This is a genomic window from Pseudoalteromonas distincta (genome assembly GCF_005877035.1).
Classification (GTDB): domain Bacteria; phylum Pseudomonadota; class Gammaproteobacteria; order Enterobacterales; family Alteromonadaceae; genus Pseudoalteromonas; species Pseudoalteromonas distincta.
In genome coordinates this window covers 1,341,388-1,361,175 of the sequence record NZ_CP040558.1, presented here as the reverse complement: position 1 = coordinate 1,361,175, position 19,788 = coordinate 1,341,388, and the positions used below count along the sequence as shown (strand labels likewise).

The 19,788-nt window shown below is 40.1% G+C and carries 16 protein-coding genes; 5 read left to right on the top strand and 11 right to left on the bottom strand.

The window, feature by feature from the left end:
- Positions 1-25 precede the first annotated feature (25 nt).
- The 5 genes from FFU37_RS05995 to FFU37_RS05975 form a co-directional block, all read right to left on the bottom strand.
- Complete coding sequence (locus FFU37_RS05995) at positions 26-412, bottom strand: protein kinase family protein (RefSeq protein WP_138488983.1); 387 nt, start codon at positions 410-412, stop codon at positions 26-28.
- Positions 413-594: 182 nt separating this feature from the next.
- Positions 595-1,071 carry a GreA/GreB family elongation factor gene (locus FFU37_RS05990; protein WP_039489872.1) on the bottom strand — a complete coding sequence of 159 codons (477 nt, stop codon included), beginning with the start codon at positions 1,069-1,071 and terminating at the stop codon, positions 595-597.
- A gap of 181 nt (positions 1,072-1,252) precedes the next feature.
- Positions 1,253-2,197, bottom strand: coding sequence for a protein translocase subunit SecF (gene secF, locus FFU37_RS05985; RefSeq protein WP_138488982.1), 945 nt, complete (start codon positions 2,195-2,197; stop codon positions 1,253-1,255).
- On the bottom strand, positions 2,190-4,028 hold the full coding sequence (gene secD, locus FFU37_RS05980) for a protein translocase subunit SecD (protein ID WP_138488981.1): 1,839 nt from the start codon (positions 4,026-4,028) through the stop codon (positions 2,190-2,192). Before secD ends, secF begins: the two co-directional genes overlap by 8 nt.
- 108 nt (positions 4,029-4,136) lie before the next feature.
- Positions 4,137-4,598, bottom strand: coding sequence for a hypothetical protein (locus tag FFU37_RS05975; RefSeq protein WP_138488980.1), 462 nt, complete (start codon positions 4,596-4,598; stop codon positions 4,137-4,139).
- Between the two features lie 101 nt (positions 4,599-4,699).
- Between FFU37_RS05975 and FFU37_RS05970 the strand changes: the two genes are divergently transcribed.
- From FFU37_RS05970 to FFU37_RS05955, 4 genes are all read left to right on the top strand, one after another.
- Positions 4,700-6,478, top strand: coding sequence for an ABCB family ABC transporter ATP-binding protein/permease (locus tag FFU37_RS05970; RefSeq protein ID WP_138488979.1), 1,779 nt, complete (start codon positions 4,700-4,702; stop codon positions 6,476-6,478).
- A gap of 240 nt (positions 6,479-6,718) precedes the next feature.
- The gene (locus FFU37_RS05965) at positions 6,719-8,797 is read left to right on the top strand and encodes a M13 family metallopeptidase (protein WP_138488978.1); all 2,079 of its coding nucleotides are present in this window, start codon (positions 6,719-6,721) and stop codon (positions 8,795-8,797) included.
- Positions 8,798-9,055: 258 nt separating this feature from the next.
- Positions 9,056-9,769 carry a YebC/PmpR family DNA-binding transcriptional regulator gene (locus FFU37_RS05960; RefSeq protein WP_002959761.1) on the top strand — a complete coding sequence of 238 codons (714 nt, stop codon included), beginning with the start codon at positions 9,056-9,058 and terminating at the stop codon, positions 9,767-9,769.
- Positions 9,770-9,810: 41 nt separating this feature from the next.
- Positions 9,811-11,133 (top strand): leucine-rich repeat domain-containing protein, encoded by a 1,323-nt coding sequence (locus tag FFU37_RS05955; RefSeq protein WP_138488977.1) that lies wholly within the window; start codon positions 9,811-9,813, stop codon positions 11,131-11,133.
- A 79-nt stretch (positions 11,134-11,212) separates the two neighbouring features.
- Here FFU37_RS05955 and FFU37_RS05950 read toward each other — a convergent pair whose 3' ends face one another.
- The 6 genes from FFU37_RS05950 to glk all read right to left on the bottom strand — a co-directional run bounded on the left by FFU37_RS05950 (position 11,213) and on the right by glk (position 18,441).
- Positions 11,213-12,337 (bottom strand): sterol desaturase family protein, encoded by a 1,125-nt coding sequence (locus tag FFU37_RS05950; RefSeq protein WP_138488976.1) that lies wholly within the window; start codon positions 12,335-12,337, stop codon positions 11,213-11,215.
- A gap of 204 nt (positions 12,338-12,541) precedes the next feature.
- Complete coding sequence (gap, locus tag FFU37_RS05945) at positions 12,542-13,546, bottom strand: type I glyceraldehyde-3-phosphate dehydrogenase (RefSeq protein ID WP_002959757.1); 1,005 nt, start codon at positions 13,544-13,546, stop codon at positions 12,542-12,544.
- A 9-nt stretch (positions 13,547-13,555) separates the two neighbouring features.
- The gene (gene eda / locus FFU37_RS05940) at positions 13,556-14,176 is read right to left on the bottom strand and encodes a bifunctional 4-hydroxy-2-oxoglutarate aldolase/2-dehydro-3-deoxy-phosphogluconate aldolase (protein ID WP_002959756.1); all 621 of its coding nucleotides are present in this window, start codon (positions 14,174-14,176) and stop codon (positions 13,556-13,558) included.
- 33 nt (positions 14,177-14,209) lie between these two features.
- Positions 14,210-16,060, bottom strand: a complete 1,851-nt coding sequence (edd, locus tag FFU37_RS05935) for a phosphogluconate dehydratase (RefSeq protein WP_002959754.1) — start codon at positions 16,058-16,060, stop codon at positions 14,210-14,212.
- Positions 16,061-16,396: 336 nt separating this feature from the next.
- Positions 16,397-17,410: a LacI family DNA-binding transcriptional regulator gene (locus FFU37_RS05930; RefSeq protein WP_002959752.1), complete on the bottom strand. Its 1,014-nt coding sequence runs from the start codon at positions 17,408-17,410 to the stop codon at positions 16,397-16,399.
- Positions 17,411-17,448: 38 nt separating this feature from the next.
- Positions 17,449-18,441, bottom strand: a complete 993-nt coding sequence (glk, locus tag FFU37_RS05925; protein WP_002959751.1) for a glucokinase — start codon at positions 18,439-18,441, stop codon at positions 17,449-17,451.
- 290 nt (positions 18,442-18,731) lie between these two features.
- On the opposite strand from glk, the gene FFU37_RS05920 reads away from it, so the two are divergent.
- Positions 18,732-19,748, top strand: coding sequence for a LacI family DNA-binding transcriptional regulator (locus FFU37_RS05920; protein ID WP_024596123.1), 1,017 nt, complete (start codon positions 18,732-18,734; stop codon positions 19,746-19,748).
- Positions 19,749-19,788: the final 40 nt, after the last annotated feature.

Sequence of the window (19,788 nt, the reverse complement as noted above, 5' to 3'; positions counted from 1 at the left end):
TAGTTATAAGCGAAGAATTGGTTTTTCATATTCGCTTTAACAAGCATATACCAAAATTTTCTAACATTTTTTGGCATTGATTTATGTACATCTCGGAGTCCATTTTAGGCAAAATATATGCTAGTTGATCCTTGTCGCCATTAATATGCTTTACAGCATTTTTAGAGTAGTTAAATTTTTTGATTGCAAGTCGGGGCTTAGAGAAAAAATCAGGATTTGAATTATGGAAGTCCCATACCATTTTTTTTAAGTTTTGGTGTGAGCTTTCAAATCCATAAATTTCACTTAAACCAGATAATAATTCAGATGCTGCAGCAGATAAATGTAAGCTAGAAATAAAGCGTTCTTCATTGTACAGGTCGATAGCGTCTTCAATCATATCCATAGCAATATCACCTTTATGAATTTTCATAGTTCCCTCCGGTCTCCCTTAATATAATCAAGGACATTTTACATTTTTGAGTATTACACTCTACAAAAACACTAATAATTGAGTAGTAACTCCAAGTAATATAGCTACAAAATCAGATAAGTTAGTTCAAGCTATGTATATAAAGTAGTCCCTCAGAAGGTTTACTTTGCTGAAGGAAGTATTTATAAAATCTCTACCACCACGTATTCGTGGGCTTTACCTGCAATTGTTAACGTAATTTCATCATCAATCTGTTTATTTAATAACTGCTTACCCAGTGGTGCGCCGGGTGTTACTACGGCTATTGCGTGCTCTTTAACATTTACCGTTAACCCACCAGCTGCAGGGCCTAAATAAAACCATTTTTGGGCTGCGTTATCATCTTCTAAACACACCAGCGAACCGATAGCTATTTTGTCGGTTGGTTTTTCGTTAAATGCAGGCTCAAACAATTCTATGCTTTTATAGCAATCGTTTACGCGCTGGGCTTGGCCTTGTGCTAAATAAGCGGCTTCGAGCCCTAGAGTATCGTATTTATTTTCGGCTATGTTTTCTTCATGTGTGGCGGTGTCGTGCGCAGTTTTTGCCGCTACTTTTGCTGTTGTAAGCTGCGCTTCTAGCGCAAAACGAAGATGTTCGATAACGTGGGTTTTATTCATGGGGATTAGTACAATACAGGCTGTAAAAATAAGGCAGCTAGTTTAACATTTTTGCGGGGCTTAAAACCATTGTTTTAAACCCCGCAAGCTTGGTGGGAATACTAGCGGGGCTTAAATTTGCATTAAACTAACAAAGAGCCGTTGGTTGGTGCAGCTCTTTGCTTGTGTTTTATTAAAAACCTTATGGCATATCTAATAATGTTTGCGTGTGGGCATCTACTTTAACTTCGTAGTTTTTAGCGCTTAAGCCCAATAGTTCCGGCAAGGTTGCCGCTATACAAATAGACGAGAACGTACCCACTACAATGCCGGTAAATAATGCAATAGCAAAGCCTTGCAGTGGTGCACCTGCAAGTAACCAAACGCTCGCAACCGTTGCAAGTGTGGTACCCGAAGTTATTAAGGTACGTGTTAGCGTACTTTTAATCGCATTATTAATAATAGTCGCTGGGCTAAGTACATTGTTTGATTGAACACGTAAAAGCTCGCGTACTCTATCCCCTACTATTATTGAGTCGTTAAGTGAGTAACCAATAATAGCCAGTAAACTTGCCAGTACGGTTAGGTTAAATTCAATTTGTAATAGTGAAAATAATCCAAGTACGAGTATTAAATCGTGCACTAGCGCTACCACAGAGCCAACGGCTAATCGCCATTCAAAACGCACTGCAAGGTAAATCATTACCGCAATCATTGCAGCAAACATTGCTAAACAGCCTTGATCAAATAACTCATCGCCCACTTGTGAGCCAATATAAGCTGACGATAATACCTGTGCGTTTATATCATCGTTTTGTGTAACAGCGCTTTGCCAATCAAGGCTATTAGCTGCTGTTGATGTAGTTGATGCACTTGGTGCTTCTCTTAATTGAAAATGGCTATTACCTTGCGCGGTTAGCTCAAACTCACCGTTGTGATTTTTAGCAATAAACGATTGAAGCTCTTTTAGCTCAACACTTTGACTGGTTGTAAACTCAGTTAAATAACCGCCGGTAAAATCTAGGCCAAAATTTAGACCCTTTTGTGCAAGCGTAAATACTGATAGCAGCACTAAGATGGCGCTTAAAAGCATGCCCATAAAGCGTAAACGTGTGCCCTTTTCACCTTTCAAAAAATAATTAAGCATGTGCTTTTACTCCTGCTTTTTTACCCATTTTTAAATACAACGTTTGGCTTAATATTTTTGATACGTACACACCTGTAAATACAGACGTTAAAAGCCCCAGTGCGAGTGTAATGGCAAAACCTTTAACGGGCCCATAGCCTATGCCGTATAAGATAAGTGCGGTGATCATGGTCGTTATATTGGCATCAAATATTGTATTTGCGGCTTGTTTATAACCCTCTTGAATAGCTTGATATGGTGCACGGCCTTGGCGACGTTCTTCTTTAATACGTTCAAATATTATTACGTTAGTGTCTACCGCCATACCTATCGTTAGCACCAGGCCAGCGATACCCGGAAGCGTTAACACAACCCCTGGTAATAATGACATTAAGCCCACAAGCGACGTTAAATTTAATATAAGTGCTACGTTTGCAATAAGGCCTAAACGGCGATACCAAAGCGCCATAAATGCAAGGGTAATACCCATACCTAACATAAGCGCGGCTAAGCCATTACTAATATTTTCGCTGCCGAGGCTTGGCCCTATAGTTTGTTCGTGCACAATTGTAACGGGTGCTGTAAGCGAGCCTGCACGTAATAACAATGCTAGGTCGGCTGCCGCTTGTTGGCTTTTCATATTGGTAATACTAAAACGCGAACTTAAATGCTGAGCAATATTGGCAACGTTAATAACTTCGCTTTTTTTAACTACTTCGCCTTTAGCATTTTGAGAGTACTCAGAGTAAACCGTCGCCATTGGCTTACCAATATTGGCTTTTGAAAACGCCGACATTGCATCCCCGCCTTGGCCGTCTAGGCTTAGTTGTACAAGTGGTTTACCCCAATCGTCGCGGCCTATGTTTGCATTATTAATATGGTCCCCTGTAAAAATTGGCACAGGATCGAGCTTTATCGTTCCGCCCGATTGCATATTAAATGTTTGTCCGCCTATTTCTTTTAATTGATAAAAACCAAGCGATGCTGTTGCACCAATAATACGCTTAGCTTCGGTTGGATCTTGCACGCCAGGAAGCTCTATACGAATGCGGTGCTTTCCTTGGCGCTGTGTTACTGCTTCGGTAATGCCTAACTCTTCAATACGTGAACGAAGGGTTGTAAGTGTTTGCCCCATTACTTCTTTATCAAAGCTGCTGCGGCCTTGCTCTGAATAACTAAATTTGGCAGTTTTAACGCTGCCGTTATTGCTTGTTACAACGGCTAAATTAGCAAATCGGCTTTGTAGCTCTTCAATAACTGGGGTTAACTTGTCGGTTGCATTAGGCAATGCGTTTATTTCAAACCCGTGCTGAGTTTGCTGCGCTTTTACGCCATGTGCTTTTTGTTTAATAATGATTGATTTAGCTTGTTGATACGCACTGACTAATTGCTCATCAACGGCTTTATCTAAATCTACGTCTAGTACAAATAGCACACCGCCATTTAAATCAAGGCCCAGCTTTATTGGTGATAAACCAAAATTTTGTAACCATGTAGGGCTGGTTGCATGCTCAACAATTTTAACTTGCGTGTTTGGGTACTGCGCTTTTATAGCCGCTTGTGCCTGAGCGCTTTTAGTTGGCTCGTTTAAAAGTACATTAATAGTCGATTGCTTATCTAAACCCTGTTCAACCTCAAGCCCTTGGTTATTCAAAAAAGTAACTAGCGTTTTAGTGCTCGGTAAAGATTGCGTTTCGCTGTGCGGGGCTGCACTGATATGCAACCACGATTTATTTGGATATAGGTTTGGTAATGCGCTAATAGCTAATAAAACCAATACTATTAGCATGGCTATATAGCTTAATTTGAACTTAGCCGTAGACGGCTTTTTGTCTTTTTTAAAACTTAACATGTTGAATCCTTATTGCCAGCAAAGCTAGCAACGTGCTTTTTAAAAGCACAATTAATCTGCAGGCTAAAACTTTAAAAGTTAAAACCTAATAAAATTAAATAAGGAAAATTAAGCGTGGTAGGTAGTTACAGCTCTGTAGAGTAAGTTTACGTCTTTCCAGCCACTCAAGCGCGACTTTTTACTATTAGTTACAAGCGTATACCAAGGCTGTATAGGATTAATAGCTCTTGGCCGTAAGAATATATGCCTAACAAGATTTTGAGCAAAAAATTCAAAAACCACATCGTATTCTGGCTCACTTTGAACAGTGTGCAAAAGCAATGATGAATTATTGGCTGTTAACCTTGGTTGGTGCGCGTCAAAATCGGTTTGATGCGTTTTTTTATGCTGCGAAGTATCTACAGACTTACTAATAGACTGTATTTTAGTTAAATCGCCAATATCAGTAAGCGAAACCTGCGTACTAACAGTAATATTTAAATTTTGTGAGGCGCCCATAGCATTGCTCTGCACACTAAAAAGTGCAGCAAGTAGCAAAAAGGCAGTTAGAAACACTCTAAATTTAAACATTCACGTTTTAAAACTAAAATAAGGGATGCGTAGTATATAAGGGCTAGTATTTGAAATACAATAGCCCTTAACTATTTAATTTAATTTTACTGAGACTTTTAATGCGCCCCAGACAAAGCAGTGAAAAACGACCAGACGCTATGAATTTACGCCAAAGTGTAAAAACACTGTGGCCCTACCTTACAAAATTTAAAGGCCGTGTTTTTATTGCACTTATGGCGCTTATAGGCGCAAAAGGTGCCACGCTTTTAATGCCTTGGGCACTTAAAGAAATTATAGACTCGGTAGATAAGTCAATTAACCCACTGTTAGTTATCCCCGCTTTATTGTTATTGATGTACGGTGCACTGCGTTTTGCTAGCGTATTTTTAGGTGAGATAAGAGATGCTGTATTTTCTCGCGTAACCGAGCACGCTATGCGTGATATTGGTTTAAAAGTATTTAAGCATTTGCACTCACTTGAGCTGGCTTTTCATTTAGATAGGCAAACTGGCGGTATTAGCCGCGATATAGAACGAGGTACTAGCGGGTTAAGTTTTTTAATGCGTTTTTTAATGTTTAACATTGTGCCTACTTTATTTGAAATACTGACCGTTGCGATTATTTTTGGCACGTTGTTTTCTGTTTGGTTTGCGCTGATTACATTATTGGCAGTCGCTATTTATATTACTTTTACGGTAACGGTTACTCAGTGGCGAAACCGCTTTATTCGAGAAGCAAACGCTGCCGACAATCAAAGTAATACCCGCGCTATAGACAGCCTACTTAATTATGAAACTGTGAAGTATTTTAATAATGAGCAGTTTGAAGCAAAAACGTACGACACATTTTTAGCAAACTGGGAAAAAGCCCGTTTAAAAAATAGAATGTCATTGCTCGCCCTCAACTCAGGCCAAGCACTTATTATTGCTTGTGCTATTACTGCTTTAATGTGGTTGGGTTCAACCCAGGTCGTTGCAGGCACGCTCTCTATTGGTGAACTTGTGATGATTAACGCGTATATGATTCAATTGTTTTTACCGCTTAACTTTTTAGGTTTTGTGTACCGCGAAATAAGACGCGCGCTAACCGACCTTGAAAATATGCTAGGGCTACTTAACAAAAAGCCACAAATAACCGATGCACTTAATGCTAAAGAGCTCAATATTAGCCAAGGTGAAATAACATTTAACAATGTAAGTTTTAGGTACGATTCGCATCGCCCTATTCTTAATAATCTTAGCTTTAATGTTAAAGCAGGCAGCAAAGTAGCCATTGTTGGTGCCAGTGGTGCAGGTAAAAGTTCATTAGCGCGACTGCTCTATCGTTTTTATGATGTAAGCGGTGGTGAAATTAGTATTGATAATCAAGCAATAAACTCAGTAACACTTAATAGTTTACGAAAAGCCATTGCAATAGTCCCGCAAGACACCGTGCTGTTTAACACCACGATTCGTGAAAATATAGCTTACGGCAGACCATCAGCAAGCGATGCTGAAATTGATGAAGCCATTGCTATGGCGCATTTAAAAGACTTTATAGGCACACTTGATAAAGGCGATAAAACACTGGTTGGCGAGCGCGGTTTAAAAGTATCCGGCGGCGAAAAACAGCGTATTGCCATTGCCCGCGCCATTTTGAAAAAGTCCCCTATTTTAATTTTTGATGAAGCAACATCTGCACTCGACTCTCATTCTGAGCAAGCAATTCTCGCAGCAATGCGTGAAGTTGCCAGTAACCATACGAGTATTGTTATTGCTCATCGGTTATCTACTATTACCGATGCAGACACCATTATTGTGCTCAAAGCCGGACAAATTATTGAGCAAGGTAAGCACGATGAGTTACTTACTCTCGCCGGAGAATATGCCCGTATGTGGGAGCTTCAGCATAAAAAATAAATACTGCGTAACCCCTTTTAGCTCTTATGCTTGCCGGTATTCGAGCTAAATAAAGCGTTTATAGCGCCTATTAGCCTTTCTCTTTTCTTCTATATTAGTTTTATCGAGCACAGTGGTGATTCACCTCAAAAGGTTTGTTTGTCTGGTTAATATCAATAACAATCGATAAGTTAAATATTCGTAACAATAAAAATGATTCACTGCTGCTTTAATTCAATCAGTGATACTCAGGAGTAAGTAATGAAAAAGAGTTTAATTGCCGCAGCATTAGCTGCCACATTTATTACCGGTTGTTCAGAGCCGCAAACAACAAAAACAGAAGAGCAACAACCTAAAGTAACCACTGCAGCAGTGACAGAAAAAGCAGAGTTGGGTAGTTTTGGTGTTGATTTAACAGCCCGTGACGAAGCCGTTAAACCAGGCGATGACTTTTTTATGTATGCCAGCGGCACGTGGTATGACAACTACGAAATGCCTGCAGATAAAACCCGCTATGGTGCTTTTTCTGGATTAGCTGAGCGAAGCGAAGGCGATGTTAAAGCTATTATTGAAGAAATAGCAGCACGCAAAGACTTAAACGCAGAAGAAAAACTCGTTGCTGATTTTTACAATGCGTATATGGATACCGAAACACTTAATAAACTAGGTGTGGCGCCAATCAAGCCATTGTTAAGTGAAATTAGTGATATAGCGTCGACCGACGATTTAGCTGAGATGTTTGGTAAGTCTTGGTTAACCGGTAATAAAGCCCCTTTTGGCGGCGGCATGTGGTTTAATCGCCTAGACCCTAACAAATATGAAATGTCACTAGGTGCGGGTGGGTTAGGCTTACCAGATCGCTCTTACTACCTTGAAGACGCTGAGCGCTTTATAAAAACCCGTACAGCTTATGTTGCTCACATTGCGGATATGCTCAAGTTTGCAGGAGTAGAAAATACCGCTGAGCGCGCTCAAGCAATTGTTGATCTTGAAACCAAAATTGCACAAGGTCATTGGCCTCGTGAAAAGCGCCGTAATCGCGATTTAACGCTAAACCAAATTGAACGCGCCGATTTAAGCACTGCTTATCCTGATTTTAACTGGGATTTATACTTTGCACAAACAGGTTATAAAGTACCTCAGTTAAATGTCTCTCAACCTGAACCTATAAAAGCGATGATTGAGCTAATCAATCAAGAAGATATTGCAGTATGGAAAGACTACCTAACGTATCACGCAATTAGCGGTAACGCAGGTTTACTATCAGAGGAAGTATTTAATACTAACTTTGCTTTTTTTGGCAAAGAACTAAACGGACAGCAAGAGCCTCGCCCTCGTTGGAAACGTGCAATAAGTGAAATGTCAGGCACAAGTTCGCTTGGTTTTGCTATTGGTAAGATATACGTAGCGCGTTACTTCCCTGAATCATCTAAACAACAAATGTCTGAGCTGGTTGAAAACCTACGTACAGCTCTTGGTGAACGTATTGATAACCTAGAGTGGATGGGCGATGAAACTAAAGTAAATGCGCGCGCTAAACTGGCTGCATTTGTACCAAAAATTGGTTACCCCGATGTATGGCAGTCTTATGAAGGTTTAAGCATTACTAAAAACGATTTAATCGGTAATGTGAAAAACATGCGTGAATTTTTTCATGCAGAAAGTGTTGAAAAAGAGCTACAAAAAACAGACCGTAACCGCTGGGGCATGACGCCACAACGCGTAAACGCTTACTACAATAGCTCGTTTAATGAAATTGTATTTCCGGCTGCGATATTACAACCGCCGTTTTTCGATCCAAATGCCGATCCGGCTGTAAACTATGGCGGTATTGGCGCTGTAATTGGTCACGAAATGGGTCATGGATTTGACGATCAAGGTTCAAAATCAGACGAAAACGGTGTGCAACGTAATTGGTGGACTGATGCTGACCGCGCTGCATTTGACAAAAAAGCCGACCAACTGGCTGCGCAGTACAGTAAATACGAGCCAATCGAAGGTAACTTTGTTAATGGTCGAAATAGCCTTGGCGAAAACATTGGTGATGTAGGTGGGCTATCAATGGCTTATCACGCGTACAAGCTAAGTTTAAATGGTAAAGAAGCGCCTGTAATAGACGGCGTGACTGGCGATCAACGTTTCTTCCTTGCGTGGGCACAAGTATGGAAAGAAAAACGTACTGAGCAAAGCATGCTTAACCAACTTCGTGGTGGCACACATGCCCCAGGTCGCTTTAGAGCACAAGCGCCGCGTAACCACGATGCATGGTACAAAGCGTTTGATGTAAAACCAGGCGATGCGTTATACCTTCCTGAAGATGAGCGTGTACGTATTTGGTAAGTAACACTTACTTTTTATTACTTAGTAAGGCAACCTGTTATACAGGTTGCTTTTTTATTGAATTAAATTTACACATAATAGATATAATTCCAACGTCTAGAACCCTCGATGATCCCATTAATAAAATACAGTTTACATGGCTTTTAAACGTTACCGATTTAATCTGTTTTAATACTTACTAGCCCTTGAATGCATTTACCTTTAGAATACGCATTATAATTTTATTCTATTATTTACATATATTAAGGCGAAACGCAGATGGGAAGAGCTTACCAAAACAAAAAAGATTCAATGGCTAAGACTGCGGGTGCTAAAACTAAAGTTTATTCTAAGTACGGCAAAGAAATTTATATTTGTGCAAAAAACGGCGGTGTAGATCCAGATGGTAACTTATCATTGCGTCGTTTAATTGAACGCGCTAAAAAAGACCAAGTACCAGCACACGTTATTGACCGCGCAATAGACAAAGCAAAAGGCGGCGGCGGTGAAGACTACGCAGCAACACGTTACGAAGGTTACGGCCCTGGTAACTGTATGATTATTGTTGACTGTTTAACAGACAACAACAAGCGTACCTTTGCTGATGTACGTGTTTGTTTTACCAAAGCAAATGCTAAAATTGGCGCTCAAAACTCTGTTTCACATTTATTTGATCACCTTGCTATTTTTGTATTTGACGGTGATGACGACGAAGCAGTACTTGAAGCTCTTATGATGGCTGATGTTGATGTAACTGACGTAGAAGTAGATGACGGTAAAGTTACTGTTTTTGCTCCTCACACAGAGTACAACAATACACGTACAGCTCTTGAAGAAATGGGCGTGACTGAATTTGACGAAGACCTAATTAGCTTTGTGCCACAAATTGAAACGCCGATTGAAGGTGAAGACGTTGAAGTTATGGAACGCTTTTTAGCAATGTTAGAAGATTGCGACGACGTACAAAACGTTTACCATAACGCGCAATTCTAAAGAGCGATTTAGTAAGTTAGAACGACTTTAAGCCAACAGCTATGTTGGCTTTTTCATTTTTAGAACATGGTATTAATATGAACTCCCTTAAAGAGCTTAAAAGTGGCAAACTTGTTGGTGCTACTCGCCTGCAATTGGTAGAAGAGCTAACGACATTTCCTGAAGAAATCTTTAGCTTAGCTGACACGCTTGAAGTTCTCGATTTATCAAATAATAACTTATCAACACTACCTGATGAATTTGCCTGTTTAACACACCTGAAGCGTGTGTTTTTATCGTTTAATCAGTTTAAGCATATTCCTAAAGTGCTCGCTAAATGCCCTGCTTTAATTATGGTCGCGTTTAAAGGTAACCAAATTTCTGAATTTGCTTTAAACAGCCTGCCAAAAAATATTGAGTGGCTAATACTCACCGATAATACGTTAAGCGAATTGCCTGAAGATTTTGGTAATTATACCCAGCTTAAAAAGCTTGCGCTTGCAGGCAATCAACTTAAGCAACTGCCAAGTAGCATGGCGCAGTGTAAAAACCTTGAGCTTGTTAGGCTCTCTGCTAATAACTTAACACACGTAGACAACTGGCTGTTTGAATTGCCAAAACTTGCTTGGCTTGCGTTTGCCGGTAACGATTTTAATAAAGCTCAGTGCCTTACAAAAAGCTGCTTAGAAAATAAGCCTCTTAACGATTACACACTTAGTCATGTTATTGGTCAAGGTGCATCTGGCGTTATTCATTTAGCGCAAGCAGCTGATAGCGCTGTAGCGATTAAATTATTTAAAGGCGCGATTACCAGCGACGGCTACCCGCTTGATGAAGTAAATTGCTGCTTACAAGCAGGCGATCACGCTAATTTAATTAAAGTACTTGCCTACATTGAGCAAAGTGATCAGCTAGGTTTAGTAATGGAGCTAATAGATAAAAGCTTTGCTAATTTAGGCCTGCCTCCAAGCCTTGAAACCTGTACGCGTGATACCTTTAATGATGATTGCCATTACTCAACTCACGCTATTTTAAAAATTGCACAGCAAATGGTAAGTACCTTACATCACTTGCATATTTGTAAAGTAAGCCATGGCGACGTGTATGCGCATAACACCATGATAAACAAAGATGCTGATGTATTATTTGGTGATTTTGGTGCAGCCACAAACTTAGCCATGTTAAGTGATTATCAACAAAAGCAAATCGAGTTAATTGAAGTACGCGCATTAGGGTGTTTAATTGAAGACTTATTAGGCACGGTACCTAGCGATGATAGACAAAGTGAGCTCTTTGTTAAAATGTCCGATATGGCAAAATGTGCCATGCAACCTACATTAAATCAAAGACCTACATTTACTGAGTTATTAGCAGAGCTAAAATAAATTTAATATTAATAATATAAGCGAGCAAAATGTAACACCTTGCTCGCTTTTATTTTATGTTTATTCGGATTTTCCGAACTTATTTAGTGCGCTTAAACGGGTAAACCTGTTGTTTAAGCATACCTACGGGCATGTAATCCCCGACTACACCATACGCTTGTGGCCACTCTTTTTGGCCTTTAACAGCAGTACCAAACGCGTAATCTAAAAACGAAAAATGTGCAGCGTAATTTCGGTCAATCGCGGCTTTATCTGACGCATGGTGCCAATGGTGAAACTGCGGTGTAACCATAAAATATTTTAGCCAACCAAATTTCACACGTACATTTGCATGGTTAAACACAGCCTGTAAACCCACAATTATTACGTACAAACTAATTATTTGCTGTGAAAAACCAAGCACAAATATAGGCGTGAGCACTAAGCTGCGCGTTACGAGTATTTCAAGAATATGCTGGCGAGAGCCCGCTAACCAGTCCATTTCTTTAGCACTGTGATGTACGCCATGAAAGCGCCATAATAAAGGGACTTCGTGATAAGCACGATGCACCCAATACTGCATTAAATCTGCCACAAGTATTATTAAAAACAACTGCACTACAAAGGGTGTTTGCTCTATATAACCTTGTACTGTAGATGATACAGCCCAGCCAAAGCCATAATGCACAAAGTGGTTAGTAACGAGTAATACAAAACCAATAATTAAATGATTTACAAAAAAGTGGTTTAAATCGCCTCGCCATTCGCTACGTAATATTTTTTGCTCTTTACGATGAGGTAATAACTTTTCAATCACAATAAATATAAGTGTTGAGCCGAGTAAATCTAAAATAAACCAATCAAGCCCTATATAAGGTGTATCAGAAGCAAATTCGTTTACTTCAACGTTTGGTCCGCCAAACATAATAGCGAGTAAAATAAAAAACCACGCTGTAGCCCCTAAACGCTTATTGGTATTACGTACAAAGTTAAGTAATCCTAGACTGCCCGAGACCAATAATGATGCAAACATAAGCTGACGTAAAAAGTCGACGCTGTAGCTTTTTCTTAGCTCTGGTGTGGTTAAGTATTCAGGAAAGTGAAACGCTAATACGCCTAAGCAACTCAGTATTGCTAAAAAGCAGGCTATGTAGCCACTTATGTTGCCCTCACCTATCTGAAGATGATTTGTGCGAAATACTTTTCGCGATAAAACTCTTATCATTTTATTATTCCTTGCGTCGTTGAGTTGATTAAATACAACGAAATTCCATTGATTTACACACCCACATATTAACAAAATTTAGGGTATAGAAAATACAAATAGTTCCCTCCTAATTTTGAATTGCAAATATACAGGTAAACCAAACGCAAAAAAGCCACGCAATGCGTGGCTTGGTTGGATAAAGCTAAACTTTTACAAGGTCAATTATAAGTACTGACCCAGTGCTTTAACTTGGTCTAACATACGGTTTGAGAAACCCCACTCGTTGTCGTACCAAGCCATTACTTTAACTAGTTTGCCATTGGCTTTAGTTTGCGTTGCATCAAAGATAGACGACGCTGGGTTATGGTTAAAGTCGATAGAAACAAGCGGAAGCTCGTTATATTCTAAAATACTCTTCATTGAACCCGTTGATGCTTCTTTCATGATTGCATTGATTTCTTCTGCAGTCGTATCACGCTTAGTGATAAACGTAAAATCAACTAAAGAAACATTGATTGTAGGTACACGTACCGACATGCCATCTAATTTTCCAGCAAGTTCTGGTAATACTAAACCAACAGCTGCCGCAGCACCTGTTTTAGTTGGGATCATAGATTGAGTTGCACTACGCGCACGGTATAAATCTGGGTGGTATACGTCAGATAAGTTTTGATCGTTGGTGTAAGCGTGAATAGTCGTCATGCTACCTTGCTCAATACCTACTGTGTCGTTAATTGCTTTTGCAATTGGCGCTAAACAGTTAGTAGTACAAGAAGCGTTAGAAATGATATTGCTATCAGCATTAATTACGTCGCTGTTTACACCATGCACTACTGTTGCATCTAAACCAGTACCTGGAGCAGATACGATTACTTTTTTAGCGCCTGCAGTAATGTGCTTAGCAGCGTCATCACGTTTAGTGAAAAAACCAGTACATTCTAAAACGATATCTACGTTTAGCTCTTTCCACGGTAAGTTTGCAGGGTCACGCTCTTGCGTTAACGTAATTACGTCATCCCCAATTAGCATAGTGTTGTTTTCAAGTGTTACTTTTTTAGAAAATTGACCATGAACTGAGTCATACTGCGTTAAATGTGCATTTACGTTAGCTGGTGCTAAATCGTTAATTGCTACAATTTTAATTTCGCTGTTTTGAGCTGACTCATAAAGTGCACGTAAAACATTTCTACCGATACGGCCGTAACCGTTAATTGCTACATTAATCATTTTAGACTCCTATTTAAGTTCACTTGCTTGGCGAGCAAGCGCTTCAATTGCTTGCCAGTCTTTATTTTCAATTAGTTGTTTATCTAGCATCCACGTACCACCAACACAAATAACGTTGTTAAGCGCTAAATAATTAGGAGCAGTTGCTAGGCTAATGCCGCCAGTTGGGCAAAAAGTAATATGTGGTAATGGGCCACCGATTGATTTAAGCATAGCTGTTCCGCCCGCAGCTTCTGCTGGGAAGAATTTTAAATACTTAAAACCATGCGACGCAAGTTGCATAACTTCACTTGCAGTTGCAGCGCCTGGTAAAAATGGTATATCTGATGTTTTAGCTAAAGCAATAAGCTCATCGCTCACACCTGGACTCACCATAAAATCTGCACCAGCAGCAACCGAAAGATCAAAACTTGCCTTATCTACTACCGTACCAGTACCTACATAGGCTTCAGGTACTTCTGCTTTCATTAGCTTTACAGCTTCTGCAGCAATCGGTGTACGTAGTGTTATTTCTAAGGCTTTCAAGCCACCGTTGTATAAAGCTCTTGCAAGTGGTGCTGCATCTTCTAATTTTTCGATTACAACCACTGGCACTACGGGTGCCGATGCTAAGATTTTTTCAATACTCATTACTTGTTCCTCATTACCCAGTATGGCTAATATTTATTCAAGTCCAAAAGCACTCGCGCCTAAATCGGCACTGCTTACGATATTTCTAAATCCAGTAAATAATTCACGACCTGTACCAAATGTTGCACTTGGCAGGCTAAGTTCTGCTTCACGCTTAGCAAGTTCTTCGTCGCTAACGTGTACTTTTAATATTCCGTTTGGCGCATCAAGCGTCACTAAATCGCCTTCTCGGATTTTAGCAATAATGCCGCCTTCTACTGCCTCTGGTGCTAGGTGAATAGCAGCAGGTACTTTACCTGATGCACCCGACATACGACCGTCAGTAACAATGGCTACTTTAAAGCCTTCATCTTGAAGCGTTGCCATTACTGGCGTTAACTTGTGTAGCTCTGGCATACCTTTCGCTTTAGGGCCTTGCTCTTTTAGCACGGCAATAAAGTCTTGGTTTAATTCGCCACGAGTGTATGCATCTTGCAGAGCACTTTGTGAGCTAAATACTTTTGCAGGAGCAGTAACGGTTTGATGTTCTTCAGCAACAGCTGACACTTTGATAACAGCTTTACCTAAGTTGCCAGTTAGAAGTTGCAGACCACCTTGCTTACTAAATGGGTTACTCACTGGGCGAAGTACTTCTTCATCGTGCGAGTTTGCTGGGCAATCTACCCATTTAACTTTAGTTGGGCCAGTTGAGTCGCTCATGATCAAGCTATCGTCTTTATCCAAACGAGGCTCTGTCATGTATGGTGCTAAACCATCGCCAAGCATTGTTTTAACGTCTGTATGTAAGTAACCAGCGCTTGCTAGTTCTCGCATTAAGAAACCCATACCGCCAGCTGCTTGAAAGTGGTTTACATCAGCTGAGCCGTTAGGGTAAATACGTGTAAGAAGTGGTACAACTTCTGATAAGTCAGACATATCTTTCCACGTAACCTGAATGCCGGCAGCTTTTGCTATCGCAACAATATGGATTGCATGGTTAGTAGAACCACCTGTAGAAAGCAGACCCACTAAACCATTTATAATCGTTTTTTCGCTGATCACATCGGCTAAACACGGGCTTTCTTTATCATCTGTAAGTTGCTTAAGCATTGTTTCTACAGCATTACCTGTAAGACCATCGCGAAGCTCAGTGTAAGGATTAATAAACGAGCTACCTGGAAGGTGTAAGCCCATTATTTCCATTAACATTTGGTTTGAATTGGCAGTACCGTAGAACGTACATGTACCAGCGCTGTGATAAGACGCACTTTCAGCTTCAAGTAAGTCTTCGCGGCTCACTAAACCTTGTGCAAACTTTTGGCGAATACGTGCTTTTTCTTTATTCGGAATACCTGATTGCATTGGACCTGCTGGTAAAAAGAACACAGGTAAATGACCAAACGACAATGCACCAATTAATAAACCCGGGACGATTTTGTCACAAACGCCTAAACAAAAAACGCCATCAAACACATCGTGCGAAAGAGAAATTGCCGTAGACATAGCAATTACATCGCGAGAAAAAAGTGAAAGTTCCATGCCGTCACGCCCTTGCGTAACGCCATCACACATTGCAGGCACGCCACCAGCAACTTGAGCTGTAGCATCGTATTTTGTTGCAATGTCTTTAATTAAATCTGGGTAGTCTTTGTATGGCACATGAGCCGATAACATATCGTTATATGAGTTGATAATAGCAAGATTTGGCTGCTCATCAGCCTTTAAGCGCGCTTTGTCATCACTGCTACATGCAGCCATAACATGGGCTATATTTCCGCAACCTAAACCGGCACGAACTCTTGTTTGTTTTTTTGCGTGCGAAATGCGATCTAAATAATCTTGACGGGTATTTTTACTGCGTTCGATAACGCGCTGGGTAACTTCTTGAATACGAGGATGTAACATAATTTAACTCATCTCTATTAGTTAGAGGATAAAGGCTCAGTAGCAACTACAGACTCCACGTAAATAACTGTACTGAGCATCTTTGATTTACCCGTTCAAAGGTACGCTACCAGGGAGCCTCTCACAACAACCCTGACACCGGTGTCACTGTATTAACGCATAGCAATGACACCGGTGTCAACCCCGGGTAACAAAAATAGTTTAATATTTTAACATGACCAAATAATGACCTAATTGATTTTTAGGCGCAAACCATGTTTTAGCAAGTTCAGAGTAAAAAAAAGCCCGAATAAGCGTCACTCATATTCGGGCTACTGTGAAAGTGTTTTAAACCCACTATTTTATTGCTGAGGTAGACTCACGTGTAATCAAGCGCGACTCAAGCGTTACCTGATACGGCTGTTCTTGTGGTTGAGCTATGTGTGAAATAAGTTGTGTTACGGCTTGTTTAGTCATTTCTTCAACAGGCTGTGCAATCGTTGTTAACCCAGGCCAAATATGACGTGCAATGGGTGCATTATCAAACCCAGCTATTGAAATGTCATCAGGCACTTTTAATTGGCGCTGAGTTGCTAATTTAAGTACGGCTGCCGCCATGTAATCGTTTGATGCAAATACAGCGGTTGGCCTAGGGGATAAATCTAAAATACTGCGTGCACTATCTACACCTGAGTGATAACTAAAGTTACCCTCCTCTACTAAGCGCTCATCAAATTCTATACCATGGCTTGCAAGTGAACGCCTGTAACCTTTAAAACGTTGTTGCGTGGCACTGTGATCTGGGTGCCCTTTAATAAAGGCTATAGATTTATGACCGAGGTTAATTAAATGCTCAGTAATCTCAAATGCGCCTTGCTCGTCGTTACTACGCACTGAAATTGAATCATCTTGTAGTAAAGCTGAAGCAACCCTTGCATAAGGAATTTTTTTAGACTTTAAAAAAGAAGCAAGCTCAGCAAAGTCACCAAAAGGAGGTGTTAGCACAATGCCATCTAATCGAGAAGTTTGTAGTAATTGCTCAATATTATTTATTAGTGCTTCACCACGAAACTCACAAGGGTGTATCAATAAATTATAGTTATTTTCTTTACACGCTTCTAAGGCGCCCGTTTGCACTCGGGTAATATAACTTTTACTTGGGTTATCGTATAAACAGCCAATAATAAAGCTACGATTTTGAGCAAGACCTCGTGCAATTGGATTTGGGGTGTAATCAAGCTCTTTAAATACCGCAAGCACCTTTTCTCGGGTGGCGGCACTTACATTAGGCTCATTGTTTAACACGCGTGAGACGGTTTTTTTAGAAACCCCTGCATGGCTTGCTACACTATTTATGGTTACTTTTTTCATCTATCCATTATCCAAATACAACCTGTAAGACCAAAGCCCTATTTGCTATTGTGTAAACACGCAGCAGCGCCAATAAGCGGTATGTTGTCTTGTGTTACGAGTGTTACAGGGATTTGTCCTGCGTACTGCGACATAATACCCTTTTGCGAAAATCGTTCAACAAAACGACTCTCAAGAAGTCTCGCTTGCATACGAGGTAGTATTCCACCGCCAATAAATAATCCACCTAAGGCGCCATAAACAACCGCTAAATCACCGGCAACACTGCCAATCCAATCACAAAACTGGTTTAAGGTTGCATCACACACGTCACATTCACCGCTATTTGCAAGGCTGCTAATTTGTGCGGCATCTAAATTTTTAGCTGTTACCCCCTTAACCGCAGACATTGCTTTGTATAAATGCGTTATGCCAGGACCTGAGAAAACTGTTTCGATAGAAACATGGGGATGATCTTTTCTTAATTCATTCAATAATAAAGTATCGAGTTCATTAACAGGTGCAAGTGAAATATGCCCCCCTTCTGAACTCAACACTGCGGTAGATTGAGACGTTCTAACTAAGCACGCAGCACCAAAACCAGTACCTGGACCTATAACACCAATGTTTGCGTTATCATCAGCTTGGCCTGATTTAACAATGACATTTTGTTTAGGATCTAAGTAAGGGGCAGCGTAAGCAAAGGCAGCAAAATCATTAATGACTTCAAGTTGTTGTAAATCAAAATGAGTTTTAAATTCACTGACGCTAAAATGCCAACCTAAATTGGTTAAATGCACTTGCCCGGCTTTTATTGGCCCTGCAACGGCTAAACATGCGCGTTTGGGTGCAATATGTGGGACTGTTTGTAAATATTGCTCGAGCGCACTTTCAAGAGAACCAAAGTTGGCACTAGGAAAAATATTAATGTGCTCTATTATAAATTGGTTAGTCTGTTCATTAAAAGCAGTTATTAAAGCAAAGCGGGCATTAGTGCCGCCGACATCAGCAACTAAGATGGGATCAAATTGGGCAGAAGCGTTTGGGCTCATAGTATTATCTCTTTTGTTAAGCGACTCATGCTTATTATTTTACAATGGTGTACCATTGTTATTTATACTTTGAGCTATCACCTCAAAGTAGCTATCACAGTAAAAAATGCTGCCTATAAAGATATAGACAGCGAATACGTTTTGACAACAAAATGATAAAACACTGACATTATGACACCGGTGTCAGGAATTTATCAATAAAAATATACGTTAATTCACAAAAAGCTTGAAATTATTCATCAATAAACGAAAATGACACAATTATTTATCAATTTAATTAAGTTGTAACAATGAAAGGTAAAGCTACCTCATTTGATATTGCCCACTATGCAGGGGTATCTCAATCGACTGTATCTCGCGCTTTACGTAACAGCCACCTTGTTAATGAAGAAACACGCAAGCGTGTTTTCGATATAGCTAAAAAGCTTAATTATAAAGTTGATAAAAATGCGAGTAACCTTCGCACTCAACAAAGTAGTACGCTTGCATTATTGTTGTTTGAAGATCCCACTTCTGACGAGTCCCAAATAAATCCTTTCTTTTTAGCCATGCTTGGCAGTATTACCCGTGCTTGCGCTAAAGAAGGTTACGATTTATTAGTTTCATTTCAATCGGCCAGTGCTGATTGGCAAGCAGACTACGAAGACAGCCACAGAGCTGATGGCATTATTTTACTCGGGTATGGCGATTACATTGATTACCAACCAAAATTTAACACCTTACTTGAACAAAATACTAAGTTTGTTTGCTGGGGTGCAACGGTAGATAACCGTCCCGATTTAACTGTTTGTTGTGATAACTACGGTGGCGGTAAGCTCGCCGCTGAGCACTTTATTGCGCATAGCAGAACTGATTGCGCTTTTATTGGTGATGCTTCTGATCACAGCCCCGAATTTTTTAGTCGCTTTCAGGGTTTTAAAGATGAGCTATTGGCTAACAACGTTAAAATAAATGAACGTAAAATGGCTAATGCTATCTCTACTGAAGAATCAGGTTATCACGCCACACGCTCACTAATTGCTAATAATATTAAATTTAACGCCTTATTTGCTGCAAGTGACTTAATTGCTATAGGGGCTATACGCGCACTTAAAGAAGCAAATATTAACGTGCCAAAAGATGTTGCGGTAGTCGGCTTTGATAACATAGCCATTGCAAGTTATGTAAACCCCCCCCTAACTACAATAGAGCAAAACACCACTATTGCTGGGCAAATGTTAGTAGAGAACCTATTAAAACTGATACGTGGTGAAGAAGTACAAAGCACCCTGTTGCCTCCTATTCTCATTCCTAGAAAGTCAAGCTGAGCCTTCTCTTTCCATGTATATGCCGATTACATCCATTCAC